Origin of the sequence: Peptoniphilus lacydonensis (genome assembly GCF_900106515.1) — a bacterium.
Lineage (GTDB): Bacteria > Bacillota > Clostridia > Tissierellales > Peptoniphilaceae > Peptoniphilus_A > Peptoniphilus_A lacydonensis.
Map to the genome: position 1 here is coordinate 115045 of NZ_FNWF01000002.1, position 17769 is coordinate 132813.

The 17769-nt window shown below is 26.8% G+C and carries 19 protein-coding genes; 2 read left to right on the forward strand and 17 right to left on the reverse strand.

What is annotated here, in order from left to right:
- The 9 genes from BQ5450_RS00545 to der are packed head-to-tail and all read right to left on the reverse strand — an operon-like array spanning position 1 to position 7575.
- The gene (locus BQ5450_RS00545) at positions 1–903 is read right to left on the reverse strand and encodes an RluA family pseudouridine synthase (protein ID WP_071125626.1); all 903 of its coding nucleotides are present in this window, start codon (positions 901–903) and stop codon (positions 1–3) included.
- Between the two features lie 3 nt (positions 904–906).
- Positions 907–1362, reverse strand: a complete 456-nt coding sequence (lspA, locus tag BQ5450_RS00550) for a signal peptidase II (protein WP_010242350.1) — start codon at positions 1360–1362, stop codon at positions 907–909.
- Between the two features lie 9 nt (positions 1363–1371).
- On the reverse strand, positions 1372–2154 hold the full coding sequence (locus tag BQ5450_RS00555) for a YlmH family RNA-binding protein (protein ID WP_071125627.1): 783 nt from the start codon (positions 2152–2154) through the stop codon (positions 1372–1374).
- A complete protein-coding gene (locus tag BQ5450_RS00560; protein ID WP_010242348.1) occupies positions 2148–2597 on the reverse strand; it encodes a cell division protein SepF in 450 nt (149 codons plus the stop codon). Before BQ5450_RS00560 ends, BQ5450_RS00555 begins: the two co-directional genes overlap by 7 nt.
- 9 nt (positions 2598–2606) lie before the next feature.
- Positions 2607–3317 carry a YggS family pyridoxal phosphate-dependent enzyme gene (locus BQ5450_RS00565; protein WP_010242347.1) on the reverse strand — a complete coding sequence of 237 codons (711 nt, stop codon included), beginning with the start codon at positions 3315–3317 and terminating at the stop codon, positions 2607–2609.
- Between the two features lie 9 nt (positions 3318–3326).
- The gene (locus BQ5450_RS00570) at positions 3327–4592 is read right to left on the reverse strand and encodes a biotin/lipoyl attachment domain-containing protein (RefSeq protein WP_071125628.1); all 1266 of its coding nucleotides are present in this window, start codon (positions 4590–4592) and stop codon (positions 3327–3329) included.
- Positions 4593–4643: 51 nt separating this feature from the next.
- Positions 4644–5651: an NAD(P)H-dependent glycerol-3-phosphate dehydrogenase gene (locus BQ5450_RS00575; protein WP_010242345.1), complete on the reverse strand. Its 1008-nt coding sequence runs from the start codon at positions 5649–5651 to the stop codon at positions 4644–4646.
- Entirely contained in the window at positions 5648–6238 is a 591-nt protein-coding gene (gene plsY / locus BQ5450_RS00580; protein ID WP_071125629.1) for a glycerol-3-phosphate 1-O-acyltransferase PlsY, read from the reverse strand. Before plsY ends, BQ5450_RS00575 begins: the two co-directional genes overlap by 4 nt.
- The gene (gene der, locus BQ5450_RS00585) at positions 6235–7575 is read right to left on the reverse strand and encodes a ribosome biogenesis GTPase Der (RefSeq protein WP_071125630.1); all 1341 of its coding nucleotides are present in this window, start codon (positions 7573–7575) and stop codon (positions 6235–6237) included. The genes plsY and der overlap by 4 nt, the downstream gene beginning before the upstream one ends.
- Positions 7576–7682: 107 nt before the next feature.
- Here der and BQ5450_RS00590 point away from each other — a divergent pair, with 107 nt between their 5' ends.
- Both BQ5450_RS00590 and BQ5450_RS00595 read left to right on the forward strand, forming a co-directional pair.
- Positions 7683–8462 carry a threonine/serine exporter family protein gene (locus BQ5450_RS00590; RefSeq protein WP_071125631.1) on the forward strand — a complete coding sequence of 260 codons (780 nt, stop codon included), beginning with the start codon at positions 7683–7685 and terminating at the stop codon, positions 8460–8462.
- A complete protein-coding gene (locus BQ5450_RS00595) occupies positions 8459–8905 on the forward strand; it encodes a threonine/serine exporter family protein (RefSeq protein ID WP_010242336.1) in 447 nt (148 codons plus the stop codon). The genes BQ5450_RS00590 and BQ5450_RS00595 overlap by 4 nt, the downstream gene beginning before the upstream one ends.
- Positions 8906–8947: 42 nt before the next feature.
- On the opposite strand, the gene BQ5450_RS00600 is transcribed toward BQ5450_RS00595, so the two are convergent.
- The 8 genes from BQ5450_RS00600 to BQ5450_RS00635 form a co-directional block, all read right to left on the reverse strand.
- Positions 8948–10099 carry a TraB/GumN family protein gene (locus BQ5450_RS00600; protein ID WP_026038549.1) on the reverse strand — a complete coding sequence of 384 codons (1152 nt, stop codon included), beginning with the start codon at positions 10097–10099 and terminating at the stop codon, positions 8948–8950.
- 26 nt (positions 10100–10125) lie between these two features.
- Positions 10126–11097: a hypothetical protein gene (locus BQ5450_RS00605; RefSeq protein ID WP_071125632.1), complete on the reverse strand. Its 972-nt coding sequence runs from the start codon at positions 11095–11097 to the stop codon at positions 10126–10128.
- A complete protein-coding gene (locus BQ5450_RS00610; protein ID WP_071125633.1) occupies positions 11081–11908 on the reverse strand; it encodes a hypothetical protein in 828 nt (275 codons plus the stop codon). The genes BQ5450_RS00605 and BQ5450_RS00610 overlap by 17 nt, the downstream gene beginning before the upstream one ends.
- Before the next feature lie 7 nt (positions 11909–11915).
- A complete protein-coding gene (locus tag BQ5450_RS00615) occupies positions 11916–12338 on the reverse strand; it encodes a SoxR reducing system RseC family protein (RefSeq protein WP_010242332.1) in 423 nt (140 codons plus the stop codon).
- Between the two features lie 11 nt (positions 12339–12349).
- Positions 12350–14131, reverse strand: a complete 1782-nt coding sequence (gene aspS, locus BQ5450_RS00620; RefSeq protein ID WP_071125634.1) for an aspartate--tRNA ligase — start codon at positions 14129–14131, stop codon at positions 12350–12352.
- Between the two features lie 148 nt (positions 14132–14279).
- The gene (locus BQ5450_RS00625; RefSeq protein ID WP_071125635.1) at positions 14280–15815 is read right to left on the reverse strand and encodes a Mur ligase family protein; all 1536 of its coding nucleotides are present in this window, start codon (positions 15813–15815) and stop codon (positions 14280–14282) included.
- Positions 15816–15817: 2 nt separating this feature from the next.
- Complete coding sequence (gene hemZ, locus BQ5450_RS00630; protein ID WP_010242329.1) at positions 15818–17146, reverse strand: coproporphyrinogen dehydrogenase HemZ; 1329 nt, start codon at positions 17144–17146, stop codon at positions 15818–15820.
- Positions 17143–17769, reverse strand: a complete 627-nt coding sequence (locus BQ5450_RS00635; protein ID WP_010242328.1) for an MBL fold metallo-hydrolase — start codon at positions 17767–17769, stop codon at positions 17143–17145. Before BQ5450_RS00635 ends, hemZ begins: the two co-directional genes overlap by 4 nt.

Sequence of the window (17769 nt, forward strand, 5' to 3'; positions counted from 1 at the left end):
TTATTTCTCCTCACTTAAAAATTCAATAAATTTTCTAAATCTACTCGGAAATTCATCTGTTATATCTAAATATTCTCCAGTTATAGGATGAGTGAATTTAAGTTTATAAGAATGGAGTAATTGTTTATTAATTTTAAATTCATTTTTAATGCCATAAACACAATCACCGACAATAGGATGTTTAACATATGATAAATGAACTCTTATCTGATGAGTTCTACCAGTATGAAGATGTGCATCTAAAAGAGTAAACTTATTAAAGTTTTTTAAAATTTTAAAACTCGTCAATGCATTTTTAGAATTTTTATCTGTAACCTTCATTTTAACCCTGTTATTTGGATCTCTTCCAATTGACTTATTAATTTGAAAGTCTTTATAGATATTTCCATGAACAATTGTTAAATAATGTTTCTCTATTTCACGATTTTTAAACATTTCTACAAGTTTATAATAAGCTTCATCTTTTTTTGCGATAATCATAAGACCTGAAGTATCTTTATCTAATCTATGAACTATTCCAGGTCTTTGTTCGTCAATTGGATTTGACAAATTTTCAAATTTATTAAGTAATCCATTTACAAGAGTACCATTTTTATTACCAGCACCAGGATGTACTACAAGATTTTGAGGTTTAGAAATTATGGCTAAATATTCATCTTCATAGATAATTTTAAAATCAATATCCTCAGGCAATAATTTAAACTCATCTTCGTAGGCGACAGATATTTTATCCTTCTCTTTTAAACTATATCCTGCCTTTACATTTTTTTCATTTACCAAAATACTTTCAGATTTAATATATTTCTTTATTTGTGATCTATTAATTTCAAGTTTACTTTCCAAAAATTTGTCGAGCCTATTTCCTGCATCTACTGATTCTATTGTAAAATTATTTTTATACATAAATCACCTATTATTGTCATGAAGTATAATTCCAATTGAAATTAGAACTGTTCCCACAACAATAAAGACATCTGCCATATTAAAAATAGCAAAATCATAGGAAAAAAATCTCATACTTACAAAATCAACTACATAATTAAGTCTAACTCTATCAATAAAATTGCCAATTGTACCCCCAATTAAAAAGCTAAAACTTATAAGATAGATATGAGGAAGTTTATTATAATTTTTAAACAAAAATATCATTAATATTAATAAAACAGCAATAGTTATAAATGTAAATAAAGATTTAAATCCTTGTAATATCCCAAAAGCTGCCCCTCTATTTTCTATATAATAAAGTTTTAAAAAATTATCAATTAAAATTATAGGACTTTTTCCCGCAATATTTTTAACCACTAAATATTTCGTAAATTGATCTATAATAACTAAAATGATGCTAAATATGGCAACAAACATAAAATCTCCTTATTTATTTAATCTTACTTCAATGACAAAATTTCCTTTTCTTGTATTTCCTCTTACATTAAAAACTCTAAAACGTCCAAAATTTCTAAGAGAAACTAAATCTCCACATTCAAGTTCAAAATGCGGCCTATTTTCTTTCGTAAAATTAACTTTCACAAGTTCAGAATCAATCATTTTTTTTGCTTTTCCCCTTGATAAATTAAATACCTTAGAAATTAAATTGTCAAGTCTAAAAGAAGAAGCGACAATATCTTTATAATAATACTCTCTTTTGGGTAGATCACAGGGTTTTGCCTCTCTTGATAAATTTATATTATATTTTGAAATTTTTGTAAGATTTATTTCTATGAAATTTGCGACTTCTCTTTTAACAAAAAAATAAGTGAATTTTTTTCCAATCAAAATATCACCTATTTTTCTTCTATCAATACTAAGAGCTAATAAAGCTCCTAGTACATCACTATGTTTAATTTTTTCGTTAGATTTAAACTTTAATGCTACAATATCATCTATATCCCCTTCATACTTATAACTTGGGTAGATGTATATTAAACTAGCTTCACTATCTTCGTAGCCTCCATCTATTTCATAAGAAATTTTATCTTTAAATCTATTCAAAATGGAAATAGATAAATTAATCTCATGAGGATTTAAAAAATTTGTAGAAATAGTTATATGATTATTAATAACACTTTCAATTTTGTCTATAACTTGTCTAATTGAAGTCCTGTCCTCTACTCTATTGATATGATTAACTAAATCTATTCTATCTAATTTTACCAAGGAAATATTCCATCATTTTTTAATTGTTCTTTGAGTCCATCAATTTCTACATTATTAGGTGCTAAAATAAAAATATCTTTATTTACTTTTTGCATTTTTCCATCAAGAGCATAAAGTGCACCACTAACAAAATCAAAAATTTGTCTTTTAACATCAACATCAAGTTGTTCAAAATTAAGTACTACCGCTTTATAATCTCTTAAATCATCAACTATTAGAGGAGATTCGTCATAAGAAAGTGGTTCGTGAACGGTAATCACCATATTGTTTCCTGATACCTTAGGTTTAGAACTTTTATGTGTAATACTTTTTGCTGTAACTACTGGTTCAACTACCTCATTATCATTAACATCATTTTCAAAATCGTCATCAAAATCCTCATATTCATATTCATCTGCAAACCCAAAAATTTTTTTAAGTTTATCCATAGTTTTTTCTGCCATAATATCCTCCTAATTATAATTTCTATTTCCAAATAACTTAGAGCCAACTCTAATCATATTTGATCCTTCTTCTATAGCCAATTTAAAATCATGACTCATACCCATAGACAAATATTTCATCTCTACACCTTCATAATGTTTATCTGAAATATTTTCAAACATAATATCCATTTTTTCAAATAACTTTCTAAGTAAAAGCTCATCTTCTGTGTTTGGAGCAATTGCCATAAGTCCTTTTACATTAATATTTTCATATTCTAAAAGTTCATATATAAATTTCTCTGTTTCCTCATATCTTATACCAGATTTGCTATCTTCTTCTCCAATATTTATTTGAACTAATACATCTACATGAATGCCATCTTTTTTAGCTCTCTTATTTATTTCTTTTGCCAATTTAACTCGATCAAGTGACTGAATTAATTTTACTTTGTTATAGATATATTTTACTTTATTTGTCTGCAAATTTCCAATTAAATGAAAATTTATTTTATTATTTTTAATCTTTTCTTCTATTTCATTATCTTCCATTTTGGATACAAGTTCTTGAACTTTGTTTTCTCCAAAATCTACTACCCCTAATTCATTAAAATCTTTTATCATATCAACTGGATGAGTTTTAGAAACTGCAACTAAGTTTATGTTTCTATTAAAATTTGAATTCTCTTTTGCAATTTCTATATCTTCATAAAGTTTTTTTAAATTATCATTTAAATCCAAAATATCACCTCAATTTAAAATTCTAGATTCATCAACAGTTTTTGGATTTATTACCAAAGCGTCATTAACAGTTACTGTCTGATAACTTTTTTCTCCAATATTAATTACTGATTGTTTATTACCTTTATTAATAAAAACACTCTCATTAGACTCACTTATAATGTCAACAGGAACAAACTTAACAAGCCCCTTTATTTCTTCAACATATACACCTATTAAATTATTTCTTTCAATTAATGTAGATTTAGGAATTTCGAATACTTTAGTTTTATTAACAATAATTTTTCCTTCATGAATTCTATTTGAATACATATTCTCGAAGTATCGATCTAAATTTACAATAATAACTGCATGATTACTATCCTTATTAATTCTTTCTACTCTACCATAAATATCTTGCATATCAGGAATTTGAATTTTTACAGAATCTCCAATGTTATAATTAGATATTTGGGACACATCAATTATAGTGCAAGCTAGTTTCCAATTTAAATTATTAATGATTTTAAAAAGAGGATCTCCCTTTTTAACTTGTGTTTCCATTTCTATATTTTTAAAATCATAATTTTTATTTAAATATTTATAAGTAAACTTATCTAGATTATCTAGTTTAAAATGTTTTTCATTGCCATCAATTTTATAAGAAACTATACCGCTGAATTCTGCAAGATAAGAATAGTTATACTTTGAAATTTTATTTTCCAAATCAGATTTTTTATTGAGCAAGTTTTCCTTAGACATTTCTAAATACTCTTTTAATTCCGACTCATTTAAATTTGGATTAAAATCATTATCTGGAGAATTTATATCAAAATACAAATTCTGATAATCCTCGTTTTTTATTGAGTCCTGAATATTCTTAGTGAAACTTTTAGGATTTTCTTTTTCGTGAGGTTCTATTCCATTTTTTATTTTTATAGCTGAGTTTACTTTATTTAATTCATCTTTTAAAGAAGATACATCTTCCATTAAATTTAAATTTGCAACCTCATATCCTAAAGGTACTTTTTGCCCTTCACTTGTATGAAAAACAGCTATTCCATCTCCCTTTGCAAAATAAGCTTTTTCCTCAAAAAGATTATAAATTTTAGTATCAATATCTTTCTCATATGTGGTCAAAGTTGGAAAAATTGTTTTATAGTTATTTACACGATTTGCCCTTATTAAATTTGTAAAAAACATGAGTAAAAGTAAAAAAATCAGAAGAGCAAATAATCTCCTTCGCAAAAATTTATTTTTTTTTGAATTTTTATTTTTTTTTAAGTTATTGTTCAAAAAACCACCTATTTAATAAATAATTATAACATAAACATTTTTAATATGTTGTTATTCAAAAAAAATTTGCTCTATTTCATCCTTGTTCTTTCGTGTCATTAATTCATAAACTGCTTTTCTTGGATCGTAATTTTTATATAATATTTCATATAAGACTTTTGTTATTGGCATTTCAATATTATAAATTTTAGAAAGTTTATAAGTAGATTCAACAGTTTTTACACCTTCTACAACTTGTCCTACTTCTTTACATGCATCTTGCATAGACATACCCTTTCCAATTAAAATACCTGCACGTCTATTTCTTGAGTGCATACTTGTACAAGTTACTATTAAATCTCCTATTCCAGAAAGTCCGTTAAATGTATGAGGATTAGCTCCAAGTGTAATTCCAAGCTTACTCATCTCATAAACGCCACGAGTCATAAGAGCTGCTTTTGAATTATCTCCATAATTAAGACCATCATTCATTCCAGCTGCAAGAGCAATTATATTCTTAAGAGCTCCTCCAATTTCAACTCCAATTAAATCTGAATTAGTATAAATTCTAAAAATTGGAGTCGAAAATTCCCTTTGAATAATTTTAGAAGCATCTAAATTTTCAGAAGAAGCTACTACTGTTGTAGGTATGTCTTTACCTACTTCTTCTGCATGTGACGGTCCTGAAAGTGCCACAAAAGGATTTCTTGGTAAAATTTCTTTAGAAATTTCAGAAATTCTCTTCAATGTATCAACTTCAAAACCCTTAGATAGGTTTACAATTATTACATTTTCACCTAAATAATTTTTTATTTCTTCTAAAATTTCTCTAGAACTTGTAGTTGGAACAGCTAAAACAAATATATCTATATCCTTTAACACGCTTAATAAATTATTAGTTAAATTAATCTCATTTTCAAATTTAGCTCCTGGAAGATATTTCGAATTCTCTTTATTTTTTTTAATATCATAAATCACTGATTTATTCCTGATGTAAAAGTTTACATCATGTCCTTTATTTGATAAAAGCCTTGCTATTGCAGTTCCCCAACTTCCACCACCACATAATGTGATTTTCATTTTTTTCCTCCTATTTTATTTTCATTTCCATTAATAATTCTCTTTAGATTTTCTTTATGTCTTACAATTCCTAAGACTGCAACTATAGTTATTATAAAAATATTTAAAAACGATAATTGTGACATTAAAGTATAAACTATAATTAAGGAAATAAAAAATAAAATCGAACCAATAGAAACTATTTTTGTTAAAAATGTGCCCAAAAACCAAACTACAAAACAAATTAAAGTTAATGGGAGATTAAAAGCAGATAATGCCCCTAAAGTCGTTGCAACTCCTTTTCCGCCCTTAAAATTCATATAGAAAGGAAAGTCGTGTCCTATAACAGCTCCAAGTATTCCAATAGGTACATAATTTTTACCAAAAATTTTACCAATCAAAACTGTAACGATAATTCCCTTTATAAAATCAATTAAAAAAGTCATTATACCTGCTTTTTTCCCAAACACTCTCATTGCATTTGTTGTGCCGGCATTTCCGGATCCAAATTTTCTAATATCTTTGTTTAAAAGAACTTTTCCAATTATATAGGAACCAGAAATTGAACCTATAAAATAAGATATTATAAAAGCTAAAATATAATTCATCTTCTAGGACCCTTGTCTTTTCTTTCACTCCCACGATTTTTAAGATCTAAAATTATTGGAGTTCCGTCAAAAGGATAAGTTTCTCGAATTTGGTTTTCAATATACCTAATATAAGAAAAATGGAATAAATCTTTATCGTTAACAAATAATAAAAATTTTGGAGGTCTAACACTAACCTGTGAGCCATAATATAACTTTCCTCTTTTTCCCTTGTCAGAAGGAGGTTGATTCATTAAAACTGCTCTATTTAAAATATCATTTAATACTCCTGTTTGAATTCTATGATTGTAATTGTTATTTACAATTTCTATTAAATCTAAAAATTCATTTACTCTTTGGCCTGTCTTGGCTGAAATAAAAATAATTGGAGCATAAGGAACAAAAGGAAGTTTAATTCTTATATCTCTTTCAAAATTCTTCATTGTCTTTGTTTCTTTTTCCAATGCATCCCACTTGTTAACAGCAATAATTATTGCCTTATTGTTGTCATGAGCATAACCAACAATTTTTGAATCTTGTTCTGTTACACCTTCAAGTGCATCAATCATAAGTACACATACATTTGACCTTTCAATCGCAGTAAGAGTTCTTATTACAGAATATCTCTCAACTCCAGGAACTATCTTTTTCTTTTTTCTAAGCCCTGCTGTGTCTACAAAAATATATTCATTATCCTTATATTTTATCAAAGAGTCAATGGAATCTCTTGTTGTCCCTGGTATATTTGTAACAATAGATCTTTTTTCTCCAGTCAAATAATTTAAAAGTGAAGACTTTCCAACATTTGGTTTTCCTATTAACGTAACCCTTATATTGTCATCTTCTTCAATAGCATCAACTGGAATCATATCTTTTACTACTTCATCTAAAAGATCCCCAACTCCTGTACCTTGCTCTGCGCTAATACCGACTGGATCTCCTAAGCCAAGTTCATAAAAATCAAAAATGTTTTCCTTGGTTATTTTTGAATCATACTTATTTACTGCTAAAACTACTTTTGTTTTAGACTTTCTTAAAAATTGTGAGATTTCTCTATCCGTCGGGCTCAAACCTTCCGCTCCGTCAACTAAAAATATTACAACATCGGATGTTTCAAGAGCCATATCAATTTGAGCTTTTATGCTAGACATAAAAATATCTTCATCTTTTAAATCAAGTCCACCTGTATCTACAAGTAAAAATTTATAATTAAGCCAAGTTGCCTTCTGATAAATTCTATCTCTAGTTACCCCTGGAGTATCTTCAGTTATTGAAACTTTTCTGCCAACAATTTTATTAAATAAAGTAGATTTACCTACATTTGGTCTACCAATTATTGAAACTATGGGCATTTCCATATAATCACCCCTATCTTAATCATTATAACAAATTAAATTATTAGATTCAATTTACTATTTCCGTTGAGAATGTAAAATCTCAATAGTATAATTAACTTGGTGATAAAATGGCTAAAGTTTTAAATAATATAAAAGAAGCTAAAGATTTAATGAATTTATCTTTATATACAGGTGCTCTTTTAATTCAAAATGGAGCAGAAAGTTATAGAGCAGAGGATACAATTGAAAGAATTTGTAAATCAGTTTCAAATATTTCCAATGTTTCCGCATATGCTCTTCCTTCAGCTATATTTATTTCTATGGAATTTGAAGGAGAAACTCTAAGTAATTTTAGAAAGATTACTATTGCTGATACAAACTTATATAAAATAGATAGAGTAAATTCTTTTTCAAGAGAATTTGTTTCCAGTGACTTTTCCATAAAAGAAGCCTATGACAAACTTTTTGAAATTGATAATACAGAAGAAAAAAAAGAAAAAATTTATTTGTCTGGAGGAATAGCTGCCTCTTTTTTCTCTGTACTATTTGGCGGAGATTTAAAAGATTTTTTTGCAAGTTTTTTTATTGGGATTTTAATTCCTATTATTTTGGATAAATTAAGTCACTTTAAACTTTCTTTTTTTATAAATAATATTATCTGTGCTTTTATAACTTCAATACTTGCAATTACTTTTGTTCATTTTAATTTTGGTTCAAATATCGATAATATTATAATTGGTGTTATTATGTTATTAGTACCTGGTGTAGCTATAACAAACTCTGTAAGAGATATTATGAGTGGTGAATTTATAACAGGTGCAATTACAATGATTAAAGCCTTCTTTATTGCCCTTGCTATTGCCTTTGGAGTTGGTGTAGGACTTAAAATAATGAGGTTTATATTATGAATAATTTAATACAATTTTTTTTATCAACTTTCGCAACTTATGGATTTACGATTTATTTTAAACTTCCAAGAAATGTTCGCCTCATCACTTCTGCACTAAGTGGATTTTTATGGGTTTTATACGAATATTTATTTGACTTTAGCGGAAATTATATGATTTCGTATTTAATTACTTCTTTTCTAATTGGAATTTTTTCAGAAACTTTTGCAATGTACTTTAAAAAACCTGCTACTGTTTTCACTTTGCCATGTCTAGTTCCTCTTGTTCCAGGAGCAGGAATGTATTATATTATGTATTATTTTATTGAGTCAAACTATGTATTAATGCGTGAACAAGTCATAAAAACAACTTTAACAACATCAGCTCTTGCACTTGGTATAGTTCTTTCTCAAGGTATTTTCAGAATAATTCGTGAAATTATAAAAAATTCAAAACTTAAATGAACTAAAAAAGGTAATGGACAAATCCCATTACCTAAATTTTTATTAAATTATACTTTGTATTATTTTACTGCCTGCAATTATAGTCCCTATGGATGATCCTAGATTTGCTAGAATTACAACTAAAAGTGCTTTTAAAAATTTATTCTTTATCCATCTTTTAATGCTAAAAACATCATCAGGAATATTATTCACATCTTCAACTGTTGGTTTTTTTAAAGTTGCCTCTACAATTCCCGCAAACCATCCACATGCAAGCATAGGATTCATTGATGTAAAAGGGGCCATTACAAAAGCCGTCAATATACTCAGTGGATGTGGCAAACAAAGTGCTGTAAAAGCTCCAGCAAAAACAGAATTAAACAAAAACCATGATTTTATTTGATCAACTCCAGTATCAGAATTTTGTCTAAATCCAATAGCAATTAGTACAATAATTAATATTGGAATTATCCAAGGAATAATTTTACTAGAAAGACGTTTTGGTGGAACTTTATTTAACTCTTCAATATCTTGATCTTTAAATATTTCTTTCTCTACACCTGGTGTATGTGCTGCTCCCAAAATTGCAATGACTTTTTTACCTGGAGCATTTTTTATATTGTAAGCTAAATATTTATCTCTTTCGTGTAGAAGAGTTGCTGCTATCTCAGGATAATCCTTACCCATATTTTCTATTGCAAGCTCAAGATTATCTCTTTCTATTAACTTTTGCAAATCTTCTTCAGAAACCTCTTCATCATCATCTACTGCCATTAAAGAAAAAAAAAGTTTTATTCTTTCAAAAAATCCCATTTTTCTCCATATACGCATAAAAGTTTTTTGAATATCTCTATCAGCTAGCACTAAATCTTTTCTCATTTCCTCTGAAGCCTTAATTCCTTCAACCATCTCTTGACCTGGTTTTGTTTTAAGTTTTTTTGCAATATTTTTTTGATAAGAAGAAAGAATTAAATTTGCAATTAAAAGAGTAACTTTTTTTTGTTTGATTATATCAATAATATTTGTATTTTTCCAAGCATCTGGATTTTTTAAGTTTTTATACCTTTGATCGTCTAGCTCAATGCAAATTGAATCAGGGTCTTCTTCTTTTATAGTTTCTCTTACTAAGTCTGCACTCTCAGAAGATACATGTGCTGTTGGAATTAAAATTATTTCTTTCTCATTATAATTTAATCTAATTAATTTATCTTTCATTTTTCTCCCATTTAAGAATAATGGCATCATTCTTTTTCTTCTGTAATCACATAAAAATTATTACTAACTTTGTTATGATAAGTAGTAATTTTATCTTTGTGGTTTATTTTTTCTTGCATCATTACAAAATCTTTGTTTCTCAAGATTTTTTCATCATTTGAATCTACAATTTCAAAATTATATAAATAATTTACAGATGAATTTAAAATATCTATACATAAGGCGTTCAAAACTTTAAAACTATCTTCGTCTTCAACTTTTATATTATAACTTTCAAGATATTCATCAGCTTTATCAATAAAATATTTTGAATCATTAGAGTTTTCAAAAATATTTTTATAAACTAAAAAAAATTGAAACTCATCTTTTAAAATATTATCTTTTCCATCCTTTAATTTTGAAATTTTTGAATTATCATTTAAAAGAATTGACTTTAAAAAATAATTATTTCCATTTTTTAAATAATCAATAATTCCTAACATCTCAAAACATTTAACATTGTGCTTTGCAATATTTCTATTTAAATCAAAATTAATATAAGAATTAACTATATAAGGAGTAATAATTAAGTTAGAGTTAACTTCATCTTCATTCAAGTTATTTGCTATAAAATTTCCAGAAAGAGGCTTAAAATTACTTAATTTCTTATCTGACATTTTATAGAAATTATCAAAATTATTTTTTTGAAAAGGAACTATAGATTCACATACAGATTCATTGACTTCATCTATCTCCATGGATTTATCTTCTATAATATCAAATTTTTTCAGTTCATTATCTATTGTGTCAATCTTAGATCTCTTATTGTTCAAATCATCACTTAAAATTCTTAATTTTTCTTCCGATTTGCTTTTTTTTTCAACAAGAGAAGAATTTTCTCTTGAAAGATTAAAATAAGATTTCTTTAAATTTTTCAAATTAGAAAAACCAATGATTGACAAAAATATTCCAAGAGCAATAAAAACAAACGAAAATACGATTTTAGTTGATTTCTTCATTTTTATCACCATTTTCTAATGTTTTTAATATTCCAAGATTTTTATAATAAGAAGATATCTTTTCTTCTAAATTATTTTTTAAATAAATCAAATTTTCGGCACTTAAATTTCCTGTATTATAACCTTTTTTTTCTATCTCTGTATAAATATTTAATAAATTATTTAAATCAGCATAAACATCTGATAAAGAAGACTTTTCACCATTTAAAAAAGAATTTATATTTGAACTATAAATTGAAGCATAAAAAAGCAAAACTTTTAACTCCTTAGAATCTTTATTTTTAACCAAAATATTCTTAGAAAATCCAGAAGATTTTTCTATATAATTTTCAATTTCAAGCTCATCATAAATATCTCTATGTTTTTCCAAATTATCTTCATTCGCCAATTCTAAAAAATCATTAATGGATTTCTCATAACCTTCTTTTTCATAAATGTTTGATTCAAAATAAGCCCCATATGCTTTTAAACTTTCTTTTATTTCTGAAATAAGAATTTTATTCTTATCTTTATATTCTTCAATTAGTCTTCTTATTTCATCAGATTTATTTGAATCAAATTGATAACCATATTTTTCATAAAACTCTTGAGATTTTAAATTAAACTCTATTTCTAGTGAATCTATATCTTCTTCAATAACTTTAGATTTATTTTCAATTAGATTTATATCGTTTTTAATCTTTTCATTTTCTAAAATTAATTTAGAAGAGTATTTTTTATTTGCAACTGAATATATAAAAAAGATTAGAGATAAAATAAATATAATAATCGAAAAAATATATAGAATCTTATACCAGCTTTTGCTATTCATTTTTCACCTACATTTTTTGAAGAAAAATAGCACCTTTACTTGATTTTTGGAATTTATAATCAGCTTTTTTTAAAATAAAGCGTGAAATTAATAAAGATAAAACTCCAATCAATAGAGAAATAAGATCTTTATTTTCTACTGAAGTATTATTCAACAGAAAATAAGACGCACTCACTGTTGCCATAAACAAAACTAGTGGAAGTCCGTAAACTAAAAATTTATAGGAAAGCACGGACTTATCGTCAGTTTTTAATTTTACTAAATCCCCTATATTTGCAGATATCGTATTTGGAAATTCGAAAAGTTCTGTCTTTGACTCAGCACATTTTGCACTGCAAGTAGCACAACTCTCTCCACATGCACTCTCTCTAGTGAATTCAACAAATATTTTATTATTATTTTTTGCTCTAACAATACCAATACTTTCCATTTAAAACCACCTTACTCTTTATCTTCAACTACTCTTATATGAACTTCATCTAATTGTTTTTCTGATAATTCAGTTGGTGCTCCTGTCAATAAACAAGTTGCCGCTTGAGTCTTTGGAAATGCTATTACATCTCTAATACTACTTGCTTTTGTAAATAACATAACAAGTCTGTCCAAACCATATGCAAGCCCACCATGTGGCGGTGCTCCATATTTAAAAGCTTCAAGCAAGAATCCAAACTTTTCTTTTGCATCTTCTTCAGATAAACCAAGAGCTTTAAACATTTTTTCTTGAACTTCTGGATCATTTATCCTTATACTTCCACCGCCCATTTCATCTCCATTTATTACTATGTCATAGGCTTTTGCTCTTGCATTTTCTTTATCTATTTCAAGTTTATCTATATCTTCATCTAATGGACTCGTGAAAGGATGGTGCATTGCAACATACCTTCCCTCATCTTCATCATATTCAAACAGAGGAAATTCTGTAATCCAAAGAAGTTTATAATCATCTTCATCTATTAAATCCATATCTCTTGCAACCTTGTTACGCAAATTTCCAAGTCCGCTGTACACAACAGAATTTTTGTCAGCTAGTATTAAAATTAAATCACCTTTTTTGGCACCAAAAGATCTAATTATTTCATCCATTTTATATTCTGAAATAAACTTTGCAATAGGAGAGTCAATTTTCTCATCCACTCTAATCCAAGAAAGACCCATGGCCTTATAATCTTTTACAAAAGATTCTAATTTTTTAACTTGTTTTTTAGAATAAAAATCACTTCCACCATCAACCTTTATTCCTCTAACAGATTTTCCTTTTTCGCAATTTCCTTCGAATACTTTAAAACCACAATCTTTAACTATTTCAGAAATGTCATTTAGTTCCATTCCAAATCTCAAATCTGGCTTGTCAACACCAAATCTATCCATTGCTTCAAAATATTTCATTCTCTTTATAGGGAGTTCAATATCTTTATCTAAAATTTCTTTAAATAATTTTTGTAGAAATCTTTCATTTAATTCCATCACATCTTCTTCATCTACAAAACTAAGTTCCATATCAATTTGTGTGAATTCAGGCTGTCTATTTGCTCTTAGGTCTTCGTCCCTAAAACATTTTGTAATTTGTATATATCTATCTAATCCAGAAACCATTAGAAGCTGTTTCATAAGTTGTGGTGACTGAGGAAGTGCATAAAATTCGCCTGGATTTACTCTACTGGGAACTAAATAATCTCTTGCTCCTTCTGGAGTTGGTTTTGTGAGCATTGGAGTTTCCACTTCAATAAATCCATTTTCATAGAAAAAGTCACGAGTTATTTTATAAATTTCTGATCGAATCATAAGATTTTTTTGCATACTTGGCTTTCTTAAATCTAAAGTCCTATACTTTAGTCTCATATTTTCAGAAACATTGTCATTATCTTTTATATAAATTGGTGGAACATCAGACTCACTTAAAATTTTAAGTTCGCTTGCCAATACTTCAACTTTTCCCGTTTTAAGTTCTTCATTTATTGAAGATCTTTCTCTAATTTTTCCTTTTACTGCAATTACAAACTCTCCACGAAGTCGATTCGCCTTTTCCAAGAGTTCTCTATCTGAAGTATCATCAAAAACAATTTGTGCTATTCCACTTCTATCTCTTAAATCTACAAAAATTATTGATCCAAGAGATCTCTGTTTTGCGACCCATCCCATTAGCGTAACTTCTGTTGAAATTAAATCTTCGGAAATCTCATTACAATAATGAGTTCTCTTTAGATTTCCCATTTTTTCAGCCATATTTCCTCCTAAAAATTAAACTCCAAGCCTCAAATGGTTTGGAGCTTAGTCGTTAATAATATAATAATAACAACTAGTTATCTATTTAATTGGTTTTCATCATAATTTTCTAGTTTAATTATAAAACAAGAAATTTAAAAATTCAACTTTAACAGACTCTATTGTCTATCCTATCAGTAAACTGTCCTATATTTTTAACTTTATTTTCTTTTAAAAGTTTCTCTTTAACAAATTTTGCACCTTTATCCATTCCTTGACAACCAGCAAGTAAAAGAACATCTTCATCTTTTACTTGATCAATAGAATTATATACTGCTTCTTCTAAATTATCATAAATTTTATATTTTATATTATTTTTTTCTAAAACACTTTTAAAAACATTTAACTCTTCATCAGTAACCCTGTCTTTTTCAGAAACAGTATCCTTTGATAAAGTTGCAGAGAATGTCTTAGGTTTTAGAATATTTATCCATTTTACAAGTCTTTCTGTTATTTCTCTATTTACTTCAATGCCCCTTTTACCTCTTATCGCATATAAAATATTTAAATTTTTGTATTCCATTTCTTTCAATGTTTCCATAGTGGCATCAATATTTTTTTCATTTGCAAAGTGATCATCTAAAATTTTAAACTCTTCATCATAAATAAGTTCGAATCTTCTTTCAACACCTTTAAATTCCAAAAGAGATTTTTTTATTACATTTTTTTCAATTCCAAGACATAAAGCAACTATTATTGCTACAACAGAATTCATCACAGATGAATAGCCAACTGAACCTAATTTTACATCAAAATCTGATTTTTTTATTACAAATTTCCCTAAATCTATATCTCTATTTATTTTAAAAGTAAAATTTCCCTTTCCTGTTGACAAATCCAAATTAGAAATTCCAAAATCTGCATCATTATTTTCTAAGGAAAAGCTCAAAACTTTTGCTTTTGTATAATCTTTAAGCGAATAAATTTTTTCATTATCCTTATTTAAAATAACTACTGCATCTTTTTTTGCATGTCTTATTAATCTTGATTTATAGTGAAAATAATTTTCAAAACTTCCATGCTGATCAATATGTTCTCTACCCAAATTATTAAATGTAACAATATCAAAATCAATGTTCTTATTTCTAAATAGTTCTTGAGCAGAAGAAGAAACTTCCATTGTTACATCTGTTATCTCTCTATCTTTCATATCTCTTAGATAGGATTGTAAAACTAAAGATTCTGGTGTAGTTAAAACAGATGGAATTTTAATATCATCGTATCTAGTTAAAACAGTCCCAATAATTCCTGTTTTTCTCTTGTCACGCTTTAGGATAGAGTCAATCATAAAGGCTGTAGTTGTCTTTCCATTTGTCGCTGTAATTCCAATTATATTCATTTCCTTTGAAGGGTTTTTATAAAAATTTGTTGCCATATCAGCTAATGTAATTCTTGAATTTTCAACTTTTATTTGTTTTATATCTACATCGACAAAATATTCTACAATTGCAACCTCTGCACCTAATTCTTTTGACTTTTCTATAAACCTATGTCCATCTGTAACATATCCTTTTATAGCAACAAAAATAGATCCCTTTTCTACATCATCTGTATGAAAGGCAATCTTTTCTACATCCTTATTCTTATCTAATTTAAAATTTGTATCTATAATTTCTACATTATTTAAAATTTCACTTAATTTCAAAATTAACCCCTCTTTAAATAATCTTCTAAATTTTTAGAATTTAAATCTCTTTTAAAATTTCCCTTAGAGTTTAAAATCTTTGTACTTGCACCTAATCCAAATCCAATAATATTCTCAAGTTCTTCCATCATCACGATATTATAAATAGATTCATGACCTAGTTTAGAATATCCAATATTTTCAGAACTAATGATAGACTTTTTCTGCCTGTACATATAATAAGGTTCATAACCAGCGTTAGACATAATCCATTTAGAATCTTTAATTAAATTAGTGTAACTTTCTTTACTCGCGTAATTATTTTCAAAAAGTTTCGAACCATTTTTTAATGCCAAAGTATGAATAGTAATATTTTCCGCACCAAAATCAGTTGCTTTTTTTATGGAATCTATTATACTACTTTTATCTTCTCCTGGAAGACCCATAATTAAATCCATATTTATAACTTCAAAACCAATATCTTTGGCAGTATTATACCAATATTTCATATTCTTATTAGAAATACGATTTAAATTACTTAAAACTTCTTCATTAAAAGTTTGAGGATTTAAGCTTATTCTATTTACACCTTTTGACTTTAACATTTCTAAAACTTCAATGCTAAGACTATCTATTCTTCCACATTCAACGGTAAATTCTTGGGAATTCCCAAACTTTTTAATAACCGCATCTATAATTCTTTCTAAATTCTCTATTCCAATGGATGTTGGCGTACCTCCACCTATGTAAATAGAATGCGGATTCGTTTCAAATTCTAAATTGTAATTATAAATATCATAAACTATATTTTCAGTATAAAGCATCATTTTGTCTTTATTCTCCAAAGTTGTGTCAAAGGAACAATAAGAACATCTACTTGGACAAAATGGTATATGAACATATACATTGTAATTATTTATATTGGAATAATTTCTAACTTTATTCTGATTTTTGTAAACTTTAAATAAAAACTTAGTATCTTCTCCATTTACTCTATATTTTTCAAATATTATTTTAGAAGAATCTTCAAAACTATTTTTATCAAAAATTTTTGCAATAAGTTTTAAAGGTCTAACACCTGTGAGTATACCAAAACTACTGTCAAAATTTTCATAGTCGCAAAATAAATCAAATAAATATCTCTTTATTAAAAAATGAGTTTTCTCTTCATTAATAATTAATTTATCTTTTCTATCTAATCCTTTACCTTTTATTTCAATCAAAATTAATTTATCATTAACCTCAATTTTTAAATCTAAGTCTAATTTTTCATAATCTTGTGGTAATTTCATCCTAAAGAACTCAAAAATAGATTTTTTTAAGGCTTCATTATTATTTTCAATAAAAATCATAATCTTCTAAAATAAGGATTTGAATTTTTTTCATAATTCATTTGCGATTCAGGGCCATGTCCAGATAAAACAAAAATATCATCATCAAGATTTTTTAATTTCTTTAAAGATTCCATCATTAGATTATGATCCGATTCTGGAAAGTCAGTTCTTCCAATTGAGCCATTAAAAAGAGTATCACCAGAAAACAAAAGATTTTTAAAAAGGTAACAAACTGATCCAATTGTATGTCCAGGAGTTTCTATAACTTTTATTATATCTTGAGAAAATTTTATTTCATCTTTATCTTTTACAAAATAGTCAACTTTAGCAGGTTCTATTTGAATTCCAAAGGCAGATGCTCTAACTTCTTCTGGTTTCTCTAAAAAGTTTTTATCTTTTTCTGATAAATAAATAGGGACATTATATTTCTCTTTTAATGCAGCTACTGCACCAACATGATCAAAATGTCCATGAGTTAGCAAAATAAATTTTATACTTAAATTATTTTTTTCAATTACATTTATAATATTTTTACTTGAATCGCCTGGATCAACAATAAAGGCATCTTTATTTTCATCAAAAAGAATAAAACAATTTTCCTGAAGATCTCCAACTACTAATTTTATAATTTTATATTCCAT